Here is a 15,826-nt window from a genome sequence, read left to right as displayed (position 1 = left end):
GTGAACAGACTACCGGGGTTTGTGGAGGCCGCCGACCACTAGGACGGTCTGGCCATGGCCTTCACGAAGGCGCGCTCGACGTCCGCGGCGGACAGGACTCCGTAGATCTCGCCGGTGTCCTCGACCACCAGGTATTCGGTGGCGGGGGTGGCACGGAGGGCGTCCAGGAGGTCCTCGCCGGCGAGTTCGGCGGAGACGCGCATGCCGTCGGTGAGGTCCTGGGCGAGGCCGCTGACGGCGACCCAGGGGCGGCGGTGTTCGGGGACGCCGACGATGGCGGCCTCGCGGACGAGGGAGAGGGGTTCGCCGTCGGCGTCGACGACGACGAGGGCGCGGGCGCCGGCTTCGTTGGCGCGGCGCAGGGCCTCGGAGAGGGGGGTGTCGGTCTCGACGGGGACGGCGCGGCGGGTGAGGTTGCGGGCGCGCAGCTCCGGGAGGTGTTCGCGGAGGCGGGCCATGCGGAGGCTGTTGCCGGCGCCGGTCCAGATGATCGCGGCGAGGATCGCGGCGAGCAGGGCGTCCATGACGGTGTCCATGCCGACGTTGTCCTCGGCGTTGGAGCCGAGCGCCCCGGACTGGGTGAGCAGCGGGAGGCCGATGAGGACGGAGACGGCGAGGGCGCGGCCGACCCAGGCGGCGGCGATGGTGCCGCTCATGGGCTTGCCGGTGATCTTCCAGACGACGGCGCGGAGCATGCGGCCGCCGTCGAGGGGCAGGCCGGGCAGGAGGTTGAAGGCGGCCACGATGAGGTTGGAGATCATCAGGCCGGCCAGCAGGACGCCGGGGACGGTGCCGGGTTCGACGGGCTGCAGGGCGAGGTAGAAGAGGCCGGCGAGGACGAGGGAGAGCAGCGGGCCGACGAAGGCCAGGACGAACTCGCGTCCCGGTGTCTCGGCTTCCTTCTCGATCTCGGAGACGCCGCCGAAGAACTGGAGCTGGATGCGGCGTACGGGGAGTTTGAAGCGCAGGGCGGCGACGGTGTGGGCCAGTTCGTGCACGAGCACGGAGGCGTAGAAGGCGACCGCGAAGAAGAGGGACACGAGGTAGCGGGCGACGCCGAGTTCGGGCAGGACCCGTTCCAGCTGGCCGCCGAACACCCAGGTGATCAGCGCCGCGACGAGGAACCAGCTGGGCGCGACGTACACGGGCACACCGAAGGGCCGCCCCATGAGCAGTCCACCGCCGGGCTCCTTGGGGCGCTGGGGCGGACGACGGCCCTTGACCACGCCGGACTGGGCGAAGGGGCGGTCGGCGTGGGGGTCGGCAGCGGCAGGCGGGAGCGCCGACGGGGTGTCGCCGGCCCGGGAGCCCTGACCGCCGTCACCGGAGCCCGCCCTCTCACCCGTACTGGATGTGCCGCTCCCCGTGGCGCTGTCGGACACCTCGCCCGACGCCGCCCGACCGGACCGCCCGTCACCGCCGTCCACGTCGCGCGACTGCCCGGGGGCGATGTCCCCGACGTGCCCGGGTGAGGCGCCCGCGGAGGGCTGGCCCGGCGCGGAGTCCGCAGCAGGCTGATCCGACCCTGCACCCACAGCGGGCACGTCCGACACCGCGGCCGCCGACGGCTGGCCCGGCGTGGTCGCCTCGGACCGGGCGGGCTCATCCGTCAGCGGGCCGGTCGGGTCGGTCTCCCGCCTCGGTGTGCCCGGGTGCGCCGCGTCGTCGGCTTCGGGGGTCTGCTCGTCCGTCTGGTCGGTCGCTTCGGGCTCCCGGTCCTGCGGCGCGGGTGCCCGGCGCGAGGCGTCGGTCTTCCGGGCCGGGGCGTCATCCGGTCGGTCGGGCGTGCGGGTGTCCCGGTCGGTGGGTTCCCCGAGGGCGGGGTCCGTGGCCGGGGCCGCTGGACCTGCGTGGTGCTGGGCCGACTCGTCGGTGCCGGACCGCGGCTGCCCGCTCCCGCCGCTCTCGTCCACGATGTCCCCTCGTTCAAAGCGTCTTCCGCGCCTGCCGGCGGAAGGGTCTGGGGTCGATGGTATGCGGCGGTCGCGGCGCGTTACGCCCCGGCACCCCCTCTGTTTTCTCTGTTGTCGCAGGGGCTCGGCCGCGGGTGGGTCACTGTCAGTGGCGGGCCGTAAGGTCTGTGGTCATGGAGACGAGCACAGAGGGCACGGCCGAGGCCTCCGGCAGCGGGGTCGCGGAAGTGGATCCACCGGTCACGCCGGCCGTACCGGTGGTAGCGGTCGCACCGGTCGTGGGCGAGCAGGCTGCGGCGACGCAGGACCCGGCACCGGCTGCCGAGCCGACCGTCGCCATAGCGCCCGCCTCGCTGTCTCCCTCGCGTGCCAGTGACTTCATGCAGTGCCCGCTGCTGTACCGGTTCCGGGTGATCGACCGGCTGCCGGAGAAGCCGAGTGAGGCGGCGACCAGGGGCACCTTGGTGCACGCGGTGCTGGAGCGACTCTTCGACGCGCCCGCGGCCGAGCGGACGCCGCCGCGGGCCAAGTCGCTCATCCCCGGCCAGTGGGACCGGCTGCGCGAGACCCGGCCGGAGGTCGTCGAGCTGTTCGCGGACGATCCGGAGGGCGAGCGGCTGGCGCGATGGCTGGGTGAGGCCGAGCAGCTCGTCGAACGGTGGTTCAACCTGGAGGACCCGACCCGGCTCGAACCGGCCGAGCGGGAGCTGTTCGTGGAGGCCGTGCTGGAGTCGGGGCTGAAGCTGCGCGGCATCATCGACCGCGTCGACGTGGCGCCGACAGGCGAGGTGCGGATCGTCGACTACAAGACGGGCAAGGCGCCGCGGCCGGAGTATGCCGAGGGTGCCCTGTTCCAGATGAAGTTCTACGCCCTGGTGGTGTGGCGGTTGAAGAACGTGATCCCGCGCCGTCTCCAGCTCGTCTACCTGGGCAGTGGTGACGTTCTGACGTACGACCCGGTCCTCGCCGACCTGGAGCGGGTCGAGCGGAAGCTGCTGGCGCTGTGGGAGGCGATCCGGGAGGCGACGGAGACGGGCGACTGGCGGCCGCGCCCCACGAAGCTGTGCGGCTGGTGCGACCACCAGGCGCACTGCCCGGAGTTCGGCGGTACTCCCCCGCCCTATCCGCTGCCGGTGAGGGCGGCCGAGTCCGGTGACCCGGCGCAGGGCAGAATGGGGCCGGGCTAGCGAAGGAGACTCACGTGGCCATCCGCGTCCTACTGGTCGACGACCAGCCGCTGCTGCGTACCGGCTTCCGGATGATCCTGGAGGCGGAGCAGGACATCGCTGTCGTCGGTGAGGCCGGGGACGGCCTCCAGGCGCTCGACCAGGTGCGGGCGTTGCAGCCCGACGTGGTGCTCATGGACATCCGTATGCCGCGGATGGACGGTGTCGAGGCGACCCGGCAGATCACCGGCCCCGGCCGGGACGGCCCGGCGAAGGTGCTGGTGCTGACCACGTTCGACCTCGACGAGTACGTGGTGGAGGCGTTGAAGGCGGGGGCCAGCGGGTTCCTGCTGAAGGACGCGCCGGCCAACGAGCTCGTGCAGGCGATCCGTGTGGTGGCGGCCGGTGAGGCGATGCTCGCGCCGAGCATCACGCGCCGGCTGCTCGACAAGTACGCCACGCATCTGCCCTCCGGCGACGAGCCCGTCCCGGACACCCTGCACACGCTCACCGACCGCGAGGTCGAGGTGCTGAAGCTGGTGGCGCGCGGGCTGTCGAACGCCGAGATCGCCGCCGACCTGTTCGTCAGCGAGACCACCGTGAAGACGCACGTGGGTCATGTGCTGACGAAGCTGGGGCTGCGGGACCGGGTGCAGGCCGCGGTGTACGCGTACGAGAGCGGGCTGGTGCGTCCCGGCGCGCAGTAGGCCTTACGACGCGCAGAGGGCGCTCCTTCACCGAGGTGAAGGAGCGCCCTCTGCGCGTGAGCCGTCTGCGGGTGAGCCGTCAGCCGGCAGCTGTCGCTGTCAGCCCTTGCTGATCTCCCAGAAGCGGAAGACGGTCGAGGCGTCGAGGCAGTACTCGAGGCCGTACACGTCGTCGCGGACGACGGCGTACTGCTTGGCCTGCCAGATCGGGATGATCGGGACGTCCTCGGCGACGGCGTCCTGGAGGCGGCCGTAGTCGTCGTCGGTGGCGGAGCGGTCGCTCTGGGCGGCGGTGCGCGGGATGAGCGTGTGGGTGATCATGCCGTTGGTGTAGTTGTTGCTCAGCACGTTGCCCTTGCCGAAGAAGGGCGCGGTGAAGTTGTCGGGGTCCGGGTAGTCGGGGACCCAGCCCTTGACGTAGACGCCGTACTTGCCGTCGGCTATGTCCTTCTCGTACTGCTCGAAGTCGACGGACTTGACGTCGGCGTCGAACAGGCCGCTCTTGTTGAGCTGTCCGGCGATGGCCTTGAGCTCCTGGTCGGTGGCGGGGCCGTAGCGGGTCGGGGTGGACCAGAGGGTCAGCTTGACCTTGCCGGTGATGCCGTCGGCCTCCAGCGCCGCGGCGGCCTTGGCCTTGGAGGGGCTGGCGCCGTAGGTGTCGAAGAAGGCCGTGTTGTGGCCCGCGATACCGGCCGGGATGATCGAGTACAGCGGGGTGGCGGTGCCCTGGTAGACCTCGCTCATGAGGGCTTCGCGGTCGAGGAGATGGGCGATGGCCTTGCGGACGCCGGGCTGTCCGGTGACCGGGTCGTCCATGTTGAAGACCAGGTGCTGGACCTCGGCGCTGGTGCCGTCGACGATCTCGACGCCGGCGTCGTTGCCGGCGGCCTCGATGTCGGCGATGTCGCTCGCGCTGAGGCCTCGGTAGGCAATGTCGATCTTGTTGTCGGTGAGGGCCTTCTTCAGCTCGTCCTGGTCGCCGTGGAAGAACTTCAGGGTGACGCGGCTGTTCTGGACGTCGGCGGTGCCCTCGTAGTTCTCGTTGACGGTGAAGACGGCCTCGTCGTCGCCGAACGACTCCAGCTTGTAGGGGCCGGAGCCGACCGCCTCGCCGTCCTCGCGCAGCCCGCTGTCGTCGTACTGGCGGTGGTCCACGATGGAGCCGGCGCCGGAGGCGATCTTGCTGGGGAAGGTGGCGTCGGGGGTGTTGAGCTGGAAGACGACCGTCTTCTCGTCCGGCGTCTCGACCTTGTCCAGCATGGGGAACATGATCGCGGGACCGGCGTCGTCGTTGATCTTCAGCATGCGGTCGAAGGAGAACTTCACGTCCTTGGACGTGAGCGAGTCACCGTTGCTGAATTTCAGGTCGTCCTTCAGCGTGCACTTGTAGACCTTGGTCTCGGTGTCGCTGAACTCGCAGTTCTCTGCGGCCTCGGGGACCGGCTCCGTGCCGCCCTTGGGGAAGCTCAGCAGCGACTGGAAGACATTGTTGAACAACAGCCAGGAGCCGGGGTCGTAGCCTGACGCGGGGTCGGTGGCCAGGACGTCGTCGGACATTCCCATGACGATGCCGGAGCCGTCGCTCCCCGAGTCTCCGCCCTCCGTGCCGCAGCCGGTCAGCAGGCCGGAGGCCAGTCCCGCCATGATGGGCAGGACCGGCCACTGGTTACGCATATTCACTTGCGAGTGCCTTCTCGTCGGTAGGTGAATCCCGGAGCCGTCCCGGGCCCGGGGAAGGACGGATCAGCCGGATCAGCCGCTCACGCCACGGCCGAGCTCCCACAGCTGAAGGGTGGAGGAGGAGTTGAGGGCGTAGGCGGTGCCGGTGATGTCGTCGCGGGCGGCGACGTACTGCTTGCCCTGCCACAGCGGCAGCACGGGGACGTCCTGGGCCACGATGTCCTGGATGTCGGTCAGGCTGGCGGAGGCGGACTGCCGGTCGGCCTCGCGGCGGGACTCCGGGATCAGGGTGTTGCGGATCTTGCTGTTGGCGTAGGGCGAGCCGAGGAAGTTGTCCTTGTCGAGGAAGGGCGCGAGGTAGTTGTCGGCGTCGGGGAAGTCCGGGAACCAGCCCATGCCGTAGACGTCGTACTCGCCCTTCTGCTCGGCGGGGCGGAAGGTCTCCCAGGGCGAGCCCTCGATGCCGACGTCGAACAGGCCGCTGCCGTTGAGCTGCTTCTGCAGCTGCTCGAACTCCTGCTTGGTGGCCGAGCCGTAGTGGTCGGTCGTGTAGTGCAGGGTGAGCTTGACCGGGGTGGTGATGTCCGCGCCGGCCAGCAGCGCCTTCGCCTTGGCGACGCTCGGGTCGCCGTACTTGTTGAAGAACGAGTTGGAGTGGCCGATGATGCTCGCCGGCACCAGCGAGTACAGCGGTTCGGCCCCGGTGCCGTAGACCTTGGAGACGAGCTCGCTGCGGTTGACCAGCTGGGCCATGGCCTGGCGCACGGCCTTGGTCTTCACGGTGTCGGCGTCCGTGTTGAAGGCGAGGTAGCGGATCTCCAGACCCGGCATCTCGACGAGGTCGATGTCGCCGTCGGAGGACGCGGAGAGCTTCTCGATCTGCTCCGGCGACATGTTGCGGGACATGACGTCGATGTCGCCGTCGTCGAGGGCCTTGCCCATGGCGTCGGCGTCCGCGAAGGAGCGCAGGGTGACCTTGTCGTTGTTCACCTTCAGCGTCCCCTTGTAGTTGGGGTTCTTGGTGAACACGGCGTCGACGAGCTCGGTGCCGTTCTTGACCTCGGACTGGAGCGTGTAGGGGCCCGAGCCGTCGACGTCGAAGCCGTCGCGCAGGCTGCCCCGCTGGTAGTCGTCCGGGTTGACGATGCCGGCGACCGGGGTGGACAGCTTGTACGGGAACGTGGCGTCGGCCGTCTTGAGGTGGAAGATCACCGCTCGGTCGCCCTTGGTCTCGACGGTGTCGATGGTGGACAGCAGGGCGAACACACCGCTGTCGGCCTTGAGGGAACGGGCGCGGTCGATGGAGTACTTGACGTCCGCGGCGGTGACGGCGTCGCCGTTCGCGAACTTCAGGTCCTTGCGCAGGGTGCAGCTGTAGCGCTCGTTGCCGGTGTCGGTGAAGGTGCAGCTCTCGGCGGCCTCGGGCACGGGCTCGCCCTCGCCGCGCGGCTGGATCATCAGGGTCTGCACGGTCTGGCGCAGGATGTTCCAGGTGCCCACGTCGTAGGCGTACGCCGGGTCGAGGGGCGCGGGAGCGGCCTTCGTGGCGGTGAACCGGTCCGTGGTGCCGACGACGATCGCGTCCCCGCCGCTGCCGCTGTCGGACCCGCCGCACGCGGCGAGCACCGGCGCGAGCAGGCCGATGACGGCCGGCAGCACCAAAGTCTTGCGGTTCATGCTCGAGTTTCTCCAGAGCTGTCAGGTCCGTGTATCCGGCATGCATGGGTGGTGCGGCGGATCACGGGGGTTGCGGCGATGTTCTCGCGACGAGATTAGTCCGCGCTCGCAGGGCGGTTCGCAGGCACCGGAGTTGAAGTGCCATCACGCAGCGAAACCGGGCGTGGACAGTCCGAAAACCCGACAGCGGAAGGATTCGTGCAGGGTCCCATCAATCGGGACACAAGGGCACGTCCCAGCCCTGTGAACCGGCGCGATCGGCACAGGCCGCGTCACCTGTCGATCCCTCGCAAAGTGGGGAACGTCACATTCTCAACAGCGTGCTGCGGTACCGGAATTCAGCCATCCACCAACGATCGAATTCCCTTGTTCGCGGACCCGGGAATTCCCCGGTTATAGGCGTCGCACGCTGGGTGAACGCTCAGCGCATTTCCGTCATCAGGCCGCGCAGAAATGCCAGGTCGACCTCCTCAAGCGAGGTCACGACGGTGCGCCGGACGGCCGGGGCGATGGGCGCCACGGAGGGCACCGCCACGACATGGCAGCCCGCGGCCTCGGCCGCCGCGACGCCGGTCGCGGTGTCCTCGACGACCGCGCATCTGGCCGGATCCACGCCGAGACCCGCGGCGGCGAACAGATACGGGTCGGGGTGGGGCTTGGTGCGGGCCACCTCGTCGCCGGCGACGGTGAGCGCGAAGTGCTGGGGCCCCAGCGAGGTGAGCACCCGGTCGATGATGCGCCGGTGCGAGGCGGAGACCAGGGCTGTGGGGACCTCGTACTCGGCGAGTTCGGCCAGCAGCCGGGCGGCGCCGGGCATGAGCGGCAGGGCGCGGTCGATGCGGTCCTCGAAGCCCTCGTTGAGCAGCACGGTGAGTTCGGCGAGGGTGATGTCGGCGCCGGTGGCCTCGATGAGGAAGCCCGCACTGCGGGTCATGGGGCCGCCGACCACGACATGGCGCCAGGAGTCGTCGAGGGTGTGGCCGAGGCCGGCGAAGATCTCGACCTCGACGTCCCACCAGAAGCCCTCGGTGTCCACGAGGGTGCCGTCCATGTCGAGGAGCACCGCCTGCAGGGCTGAGCCTTCGGCCGTACGGGTTCCTAGCGCGGGGACCGTGCTGGTCATCCTGGCGCACCTCCTTGAGGGACGATCAGGCCGGTTCCCGCGCGGGGAACCGGCCTGCAGTGGACCGTCCAGTGTACGGCTGTCGCGGAGGAAGCGCCTTGTTTATCCGACGTGCTCCGGGGCACATCTCAAGTACCGCCCGGGGCCGTCTTGAGCTGCGCTTTTCTCTGTCTCCAGCGGTTTTCGAAGCGTGTGCCTCAGCGGGCGTTGAAGTACTTCGCCTCCGGGTGGTGGATCACGATCGCGTCCGTGGACTGCTCCGGGTGGAGCTGGAACTCCTCGGACAGCTGGACGCCGATGCGCTCCGGCTGGAGCAGGTCGGCGATCTTGGCGCGGTCCTCCAGGTTGGGGCAGGCGCCGTAGCCGAGGGAGAAGCGGGCGCCGCGGTACTTCAGGGCGAACATGTCCTCGATGTCGCTGGGGTCCTCGCCGGAGAAGCCCAGTTCCGAACGCACGCGCGCGTGCCAGTACTCGGCGAGTGCCTCGGCCAACTGGACGGACAGGCCGTGCAGTTCGAGGTAGTCGCGGTAGGAGTTCGACTCGAAGAGCTTCGCCGTCTCCTCGCCGATCCGGGATCCGACGGTGACGACCTGGAGGCCCACGACGTCCGTCTCCCCCGACTCCTCCGGGCGGAAGAAGTCGGCCAGACAGAGCCGGCGGCCGCGGCGCTGGCGGGGGAAGGTGAAGCGGGTGCGCTCGTTGCCCTTGTCGTCGAGGATGATCAGGTCGTCGTCCTTGGAGACGCACGGGAAGTAACCGTAGACGACGGCCGCTTCGAGCAGGTTCTCCGTCTGGAGCTTGTCGAGCAGTCCGCGCAGCCGGGGCCGGCCCTCGGTCTCGACGAGCTCCTCGTAGGTCGGGCCGTCGCCGGTGCGGGCCTGCTTGAGACCCCACTGGCCCTTGAAGAGGGCGCCCTCGTCGAGCCAGGCCGCGTACTCCTTGAGCTGGATGCCCTTGATGACGCGGGTGTCCCAGAAGGGCGGTGTGGGCACGGGGTTGTCGACGGCGACGTCGGAGCGGACGTGGCCCTCCGAGCCCGCGGCGCCAGCCGCTGATGTCAGAGCCTCCTCGGCGGCGGCGCCCGCGGTGGCGCGCACCCGGCGCTGCTTCAGCTCGGGCAGCTTCGCGCCGGGCACGCCGCGCTTGACGCCGATGAGGGCGTCCATGAGGCGCAGGCCCTCGAACGCGTCGCGGGCGTAGCGGACTTCGCCCTCGTAGATCTCGTGCAGGTCCTGCTCGACGTACGCGCGGGTGAGGGCCGCGCCGCCCAGGATGACCGGGAAGTCGGCGGCCAGGCCGCGCTGGTTGAGCTCCTCCAGGTTCTCCTTCATGATCACCGTGGACTTGACGAGGAGCCCGGACATGCCGATGACGTCGGCCTTGTGCTCGGCGGCGGCGTCGAGGATCGCGGAGACCGGCTGCTTGATGCCGAGGTTGACGACGTTGTAGCCGTTGTTGGACAGGATGATGTCGACGAGGTTCTTGCCGATGTCGTGGACGTCGCCGCGGACGGTGGCGAGGACGATGGTGCCCTTGCCGTCGTCGTCCGTCTTCTCCATGTGCGGTTCGAGGTAGGCGACGGCGGTCTTCATGACCTCGGCGGACTGCAGGACGAACGGCAGCTGCATCTGGCCGGAGCCGAACAGTTCGCCGACGACCTTCATGCCGTCCAGGAGGGTGTTGTTGACGATGTCCAGGGCGGGGGTGTCCGTCAGGGCCTCGTCGAGGTCGGCCTCCAGGCCGTTCTTCTCGCCGTCGATGATGCGGCGCTTGAGGCGCTCCTCCAGCGGGAGGGCGGCCAGTTCCTCGGCCTTGCCCGCCTTCAGGGACTTGGCCGTGGCGCCCTCGAACAGGGCCATCAGCTTCTGCAGCGGGTCGTAGCCCTCTGCGCGGCGGTCGTGGATGAGGTCGAGGGCCGTGGTCACCTCCTCCTCGGTGAAGCGGGCGATCGGCAGGATCTTCGAGGCGTGCACGATCGCCGAGTCGAGGCCGGCCTTGACGCACTCGTCGAGGAAGACCGAGTTCAGCAGGATGCGGGCGGCCGGGTTGAGGCCGAAGGAGATGTTCGACAGACCGAGGGTGGTCTGTACGTCGGGGTGGCGGCGCTTGAGTTCGCGGATCGCCTCGATGGTGGCGATGCCGTCCTTGCGGGACTCCTCCTGACCGGTGCAGATGGTGAAGGTCAGGGTGTCGATGAGGATGTCCGACTCGTGGATGCCCCAGTTGCCGGTGAGGTCGTCGATGAGCCGTTCGGCGATCTCGACCTTCTTCTCCGGGGTGCGGGCCTGGCCCTCCTCGTCGATGGTGAGGGCGATGAGCGCGGCGCCGTGCTCCTGGGCGAGCTTGGTGACCTTCGCGAAGCGGGACTCGGGGCCGTCGCCGTCCTCGTAGTTGACGGAGTTGATGACCGCGCGGCCGCCGAGCTTCTCCAGGCCGGCCTGGATGACGTCGACCTCGGTGGAGTCGAGGACGATCGGCAGGGTGGAGGCGGTGGCGAAGCGGCCGGCGAGTTCCTGCATGTCGGCGACGCCATCGCGGCCGACGTAGTCCACGCACAGGTCGAGCATGTGCGCGCCCTCGCGGATCTGGTCGCGGGCCATTTCCACGCAGTCGTCCCAGCGGGCCTCCAGCATGGCCTCGCGGAACTTCTTGGAGCCGTTGGCGTTGGTGCGCTCGCCGATCGCCATGTAGGAGATGTCCTGGCGGAACGGGACGGTCTGGTAGAGGGAGGCGGCGCCGGGCTCGGGGCGCGGGTCACGTGCGGTGGGCGTGAGGTCGCGGACGCGTTCGACGACCTGGCGCAGATGCTCGGGGGTGGTGCCGCAGCAGCCGCCGATGAGGGAGAGGCCGTACTCGCAGACGAAGTTCTCCTGCGCGTCGGCGAGCTCGGGGGCGGTCAGCGGGTAGTGGGCGCCGTCCTTGGTGAGCACGGGCAGGCCCGCGTTCGGCATGCACGACAGCTGGATGCGGGAGTGCCGGGCCAGATAGCGCAGGTGCTCGCTCATCTCGGCGGGGCCGGTCGCGCAGTTCAGGCCGATCATGTCGATGCCGAGGGGCTCCAGCGCGGTGAGCGCGGCGCCGATCTCGGAACCCAGCAGCATGGTGCCGGTGGTCTCCACCGTGACCGACACGATCAGGGGGACGTCGTAACCGGCGGTCTCCATGGCCCGGCGGGCGGCGATGACGGAGGCCTTGGTCTGGAGGAGGTCCTGGGTGGTCTCCACCAGGAGCGCGTCGGCGCCGCCGGCCAGCAGGCCCTCGGCGTTCTGCTGGTAGGCGTCGCGGATGGCGCCGAAGGTGGTGTGGCCGAGGGTGGGCAGCTTGGTGCCGGGGCCGACGGAGCCGAGGACCCAGCGCTGCCGGCCGTCGCGGGCGGCGTACTCGTCTGCGGTCTCGCGGGCGATGCGGGCGCCCGCCTCGGACAGCTCGACGATGCGCTCGGGGATGTCGTACTCGCCGAGGGCGGTGAGGTTGGCACCGAAGGTGTTGGTCTCGACGCAGTCGACTCCGGCGTCGAAGTAGGCGGAGTGCACCGAGCGGACGATGTCCGGGCGGGTGACGTTGAGGACCTCGTTGCAGCCCTCCAGCTGCTGGAAGTCCTCCATGGTGGGCTCCTGCGCCTGGAGCATGGTGCCCATCGCTCCGTCGGCGACCACCACCCGGGTGGCGAGGGCCTCGCGGAGTGCGGACGCGCGGGTCCGGCTGTCGGCGGAAGGGGTCGGTGGCAACGAGGCCATGAAGGGGCTCCCTGTAGGTGCGACGGCTGTCGGCTTTGCGTCCTGCCGCGGACCTTCCCACGGCGGGCGCACGCCGCCAGGGTAGCCGGGACCGACCCCGGATGGTCCATGCGTCCACGGGACGGACGAGGATGACGAGCAGGTCACCAGCGGGATACCAGTGACGCAATACTGCGCGTCGAGTGGCGAGAACGTGTCGTACGACCATTGGCGGTCGGTCGGCATGGGCTAGTAGTGTTCGACATTGCCGAACGGCGGCAGCGACGTCGCGGGTCGACGGCGAAGGGGACGGAGGCAGGGACGGCGATGGCACGGAACATCCAGTCGCTCGAACGGGCGGCCGCGATGCTGCGGCTGCTCGCGGGCGGCGAGCGTCGGCTCGGCCTGTCGGACATCGCCTCCGCCCTGGGCCTTGCCAAGGGCACCGCGCACGGCATCCTGCGCACCCTCCAGCTGGAGGGGTTCGTGGAGCAGGACGAGGCCTCCGGGCGCTATCAGCTGGGCGCGGAGCTGCTGCGCCTGGGCACCACCTATCTCGATGTGCACGAGCTGCGCGCGCGTGCCCTCGTATGGACCGACGACCTGGCCCGTTCCAGCGGCGAGAGCGTCTATCTGGGCGTGCTGCACCAGCAGGGCGTGCTGATCGTGCACCACGTCTTCCGGCCCGACGACAGCCGGCAGGTGCTGGAGATCGGGGCCATGCAGCCGCTGCACTCCACCGCGCTGGGCAAGGTGCTGTCCGCCTACGACCCGGTGGCGCACAGTGAGGCGATCGAGGCGGACCGCAAGGCGTTCACCGATCGCACGGTGTGCGAGCTGGACTCTTTCGAGAACGTCCTCGACATCACGCGCGCGCGTGGCTACTCCGCGGACGTGGAGGAGACCTGGGAGGGCGTGGCCGGGGTGGCCGCGCCCATCCACGACCGGCGGCGGATGCCGGTGGGCGCGGTCGGCATCACGGGCGCCGTGGAGCGGCTGTGCCGGGACGGCGAGCTGCGGCCCGAGCTGATCGCGGCGGTGCGGGACTGCGCCCGCGCGGTGTCGCGGGACCTGGGCGCCGGGCGCTTCTAGGGAGAACTCGGCAAGAGCCACCGGGACGCCGTTACGGCATTCCGGTCCTTGCCATACCCTGAAGTGGACATATCGGACGGGACCGCACTGCAGCCCCGCCCGAAGATCGTCAGCTCACAAGCAATCAATAACGATCGCGTTTCCGACAACAGGACTCTTGACGCACATGTAACGGCGGGGTGAGACTCCCGTCCATCGGTCGGCATTGTCGAACACCTACCGGCAATACGCGCTAGAGTGTGACAACGCCAGAGGCCGAAATCGCCCTCACCCCCGAGGGCACGCGAACCACCGGAGGGACCCGGGGTTCTGCTTCCCCTGGACGAAGGACAAAGGAGTCGCGGGTGTCCAGCTCCGACATCTTCATCGGCGAGACCATCGGTACCGCCATACTCATCCTGCTCGGCGGCGGCGTCTGCGCGGCCGTCACGCTGAAGGCCTCCAAGGCCCGTAACGCCGGTTGGCTCGCCATCACCTTCGGGTGGGGTTTCGCCGTTCTCACGGCCGTCTACACCTCCGCGCCGCTCTCCGGCGCCCACCTGAACCCCGCCGTCACCCTGGCGCTCGCGCTGAAGAAGGACGGCATCTCCTGGAGTGACGTCCCGGTCTACTGGGGCGGGCAGCTGCTCGGCGCCATGATCGGCGCGGCACTGGTCTGGGTCGCCTACTACGGCCAGTTCCTCGCGCACCTGACCGACAAGGAGATCGTCGGCGCCCCCGGCGCGCAGGCCACCGCGGCCAAGGCCGTCGAGGCGCAGGAGAAGGGCGCGGGCCCGGTCCTGGGCATCTTCTCCACCGGTCCCGAGGTCCGGGTCGCCTGGCAGAACGTCGCCACCGAGGTCATCGGCACCATCGTGCTGGTGCTCGCCATCCTCACGCAGGGCCTCAACGACGGCGGCAACGGCCTGGGCACCCTGGGTGCGCTCGTCACCGCACTGGTCGTCGTCTCCATCGGTCTGTCCCTCGGCGGTCCGACCGGTTACGCCATCAACCCGGCCCGTGACCTCGGTCCGCGTATCGTGCACGCCCTCCTGCCCCTGCCCAACAAGGGCGGTTCCGACTGGGGCTACGCCTGGGTCCCGGTGGTCGGTCCGCTGATCGGCGGCGCGATCGCTGCAGGCATCTACAACATCGCTTTCGCTTAGAAGCAGCACGCGTACAAGCAGTCGTAGACAGACCCCTATTCACGGAACCCCAGGAGCACACAGTGACCGACGCGCACACCGCCGGCCCCTTCATCGCCGCGATCGACCAGGGCACGACCTCTTCCCGCTGCATCGTCTTCGACCGCGACGGACGCATCGTCTCCGTCGACCAGAAGGAGCACGAGCAGATCTTCCCCAAGCCGGGCTGGGTCGAGCACAACGCCACCGAGATCTGGACCAACGTCCAGGAAGTGGTCGCCGGAGCCATCGAGAAGGCCGGCATCACCCGGGACGACATCAAGGCCATCGGCATCACCAACCAGCGTGAGACGACGCTGCTGTGGGACAAGAACACCGGTGAGCCCGTCCACAACGCCATCGTCTGGCAGGACACCCGCACCGACGCCCTGTGCAAGGAGCTCGGCCGCAACGTCGGCCAGGACCGCTTCCGCCGCGAGACGGGCCTTCCCCTCGCCTCGTACTTCGCCGGCCCCAAGGCCCGCTGGCTGCTGGACAACGTCGAGGGCCTGCGCGAGCGCGCCGAGGCCGGGGACATCCTCTTCGGCACCATGGACACCTGGGTCATCTGGAACCTGACCGGTGGTGTCAACGGCGGCAAGCACTACACCGACGTCACCAACGCCTCCCGCACCATGCTGATGAACCTCCACACGCTGGAGTGGGACGAGAAGATCGCCGAGTCCATCGGCGTGCCGCTCGCGATGCTGCCGGAGATCCGCTCCTCCGCGGAGATCTACGGCGAGGTCACCGGCGGCAAGCTGGGCGAGCTGCTCGGCGGCATCCCGGTCGCCTCGGCGCTCGGCGACCAGCAGGCGGCCCTGTTCGGCCAGACCTGTTTCTCCGAGGGCGAGGCCAAGTCGACGTACGGCACCGGCACGTTCATGCTCATGAACACCGGCGAGAAGATCATCAACTCCTACTCGGGCCTGCTGACCACGGTCGGCTACCGCATCGGCGACGACAAGCCGGTCTACGCCCTGGAAGGCTCGATCGCCGTCACCGGTTCGCTGGTGCAGTGGATGCGCGACCAGATGGGCCTGATCTCCACCGCCGCCGAGATCGAGACGCTCGCGCTCTCCGTCGAGGACAACGGCGGCGCGTACTTCGTGCCGGCCTTCTCCGGTCTGTTCGCCCCGTACTGGCGCTCCGACGCCCGCGGTGTGATCGCCGGTCTGACCCGGTACGTCACCAAGGCGCACCTCGCGCGTGCCGTCCTGGAGGCCACCGCCTGGCAGACCCGTGAGATCACGGACGCCATGACCAAGGACTCGGGCGTGGAGCTCGCGGCCCTCAAGGTCGACGGCGGCATGACCTCCAACAACCTGCTGATGCAGACCCTCTCGGACTTCCTGGACGCCCCCGTGGTCCGTCCGATGGTCGCCGAGACCACCTGCCTCGGCGCCGCCTACGCCGCCGGTCTCGCCGTCGGCTTCTGGACCAGCACCGACGACCTGCGTGCCAACTGGCGCCGGGCCGCCGAGTGGACCCCCCGCATGGACGCGGAGACCCGCGACCGTGAGTACAAGAGCTGGCTCAAGGCCGTGGAGCGGACCATGGGCTGGCTCGAGGACGAGAGCTGAGCGAGC

The 15,826-nt window shown here is 69.5% G+C and carries 10 protein-coding genes; 5 read left to right on the top strand and 5 right to left on the bottom strand.

From position 1 onward, the window contains the following. Positions 1-38: 38 nt before the first annotated feature. Positions 39-1,913 (bottom strand): site-2 protease family protein, encoded by a 1,875-nt coding sequence (locus tag PH203_RS09870; RefSeq protein ID WP_289918710.1) that lies wholly within the window; start codon positions 1,911-1,913, stop codon positions 39-41. 173 nt (positions 1,914-2,086) lie between these two features. On the opposite strand from PH203_RS09870, the gene PH203_RS09865 reads away from it, so the two are divergent. Next, positions 2,087-3,100 (top strand): RecB family exonuclease, encoded by a 1,014-nt coding sequence (locus PH203_RS09865; RefSeq protein ID WP_289918709.1) that lies wholly within the window; start codon positions 2,087-2,089, stop codon positions 3,098-3,100. 14 nt (positions 3,101-3,114) lie between these two features. After that, positions 3,115-3,786 carry a response regulator transcription factor gene (locus PH203_RS09860; RefSeq protein ID WP_062722719.1) on the top strand — a complete coding sequence of 224 codons (672 nt, stop codon included), beginning with the start codon at positions 3,115-3,117 and terminating at the stop codon, positions 3,784-3,786. Positions 3,787-3,885: 99 nt separating this feature from the next. Here PH203_RS09860 and PH203_RS09855 read toward each other — a convergent pair whose 3' ends face one another. The 4 genes from PH203_RS09855 to metH form a co-directional block, all read right to left on the bottom strand. Then, positions 3,886-5,466 carry an ABC transporter substrate-binding protein gene (locus PH203_RS09855; protein WP_289918706.1) on the bottom strand — a complete coding sequence of 527 codons (1,581 nt, stop codon included), beginning with the start codon at positions 5,464-5,466 and terminating at the stop codon, positions 3,886-3,888. Positions 5,467-5,538: 72 nt separating this feature from the next. Beyond that, complete coding sequence (locus PH203_RS09850) at positions 5,539-7,143, bottom strand: ABC transporter substrate-binding protein (RefSeq protein ID WP_289918705.1); 1,605 nt, start codon at positions 7,141-7,143, stop codon at positions 5,539-5,541. Between the two features lie 421 nt (positions 7,144-7,564). Next, positions 7,565-8,266 (bottom strand): HAD family phosphatase, encoded by a 702-nt coding sequence (locus tag PH203_RS09845; RefSeq protein ID WP_289918704.1) that lies wholly within the window; start codon positions 8,264-8,266, stop codon positions 7,565-7,567. A 197-nt stretch (positions 8,267-8,463) separates the two neighbouring features. Beyond that, the gene (gene metH / locus PH203_RS09840) at positions 8,464-12,003 is read right to left on the bottom strand and encodes a methionine synthase (RefSeq protein WP_289918702.1); all 3,540 of its coding nucleotides are present in this window, start codon (positions 12,001-12,003) and stop codon (positions 8,464-8,466) included. A 306-nt stretch (positions 12,004-12,309) separates the two neighbouring features. On the opposite strand from metH, the gene PH203_RS09835 reads away from it, so the two are divergent. From PH203_RS09835 to glpK, 3 genes are all read left to right on the top strand, one after another. After that, positions 12,310-13,074: an IclR family transcriptional regulator gene (locus tag PH203_RS09835; protein ID WP_289918701.1), complete on the top strand. Its 765-nt coding sequence runs from the start codon at positions 12,310-12,312 to the stop codon at positions 13,072-13,074. Positions 13,075-13,418: 344 nt separating this feature from the next. Next, positions 13,419-14,219, top strand: a complete 801-nt coding sequence (locus PH203_RS09830; protein WP_289918698.1) for an MIP/aquaporin family protein — start codon at positions 13,419-13,421, stop codon at positions 14,217-14,219. Positions 14,220-14,281: 62 nt separating this feature from the next. Continuing rightward, the gene (glpK, locus tag PH203_RS09825) at positions 14,282-15,820 is read left to right on the top strand and encodes a glycerol kinase GlpK (protein WP_289918696.1); all 1,539 of its coding nucleotides are present in this window, start codon (positions 14,282-14,284) and stop codon (positions 15,818-15,820) included. Positions 15,821-15,826 lie beyond the last annotated feature (6 nt).

The organism is Streptomyces sp. S.PB5 (assembly GCF_030403745.1).
Taxonomy (GTDB): domain Bacteria; phylum Actinomycetota; class Actinomycetes; order Streptomycetales; family Streptomycetaceae; genus Streptomyces.
This window is presented reverse-complemented; position numbering and strand designations above follow the sequence as displayed.

Bases quoted from the DNA above. Each gene is read 5' to 3' on its own strand.
- PH203_RS09865 (WP_289918709.1), top strand. From the start codon at position 2,087: ATGGAGACGAGCACAGAGGGCACGGCCGAGGCCTCCGGCAGCGGGGTC.
- PH203_RS09850 (WP_289918705.1), bottom strand. From the start codon at position 7,143: ATGAACCGCAAGACTTTGGTGCTGCCGGCCGTCATCGGCCTGCTCGCG.
- PH203_RS09845 (WP_289918704.1), bottom strand. From the start codon at position 8,266: ATGACCAGCACGGTCCCCGCGCTAGGAACCCGTACGGCCGAAGGCTCA.
- metH (WP_289918702.1), bottom strand. From the start codon at position 12,003: ATGGCCTCGTTGCCACCGACCCCTTCCGCCGACAGCCGGACCCGCGCG.
- PH203_RS09835 (WP_289918701.1), top strand. From the start codon at position 12,310: ATGGCACGGAACATCCAGTCGCTCGAACGGGCGGCCGCGATGCTGCGG.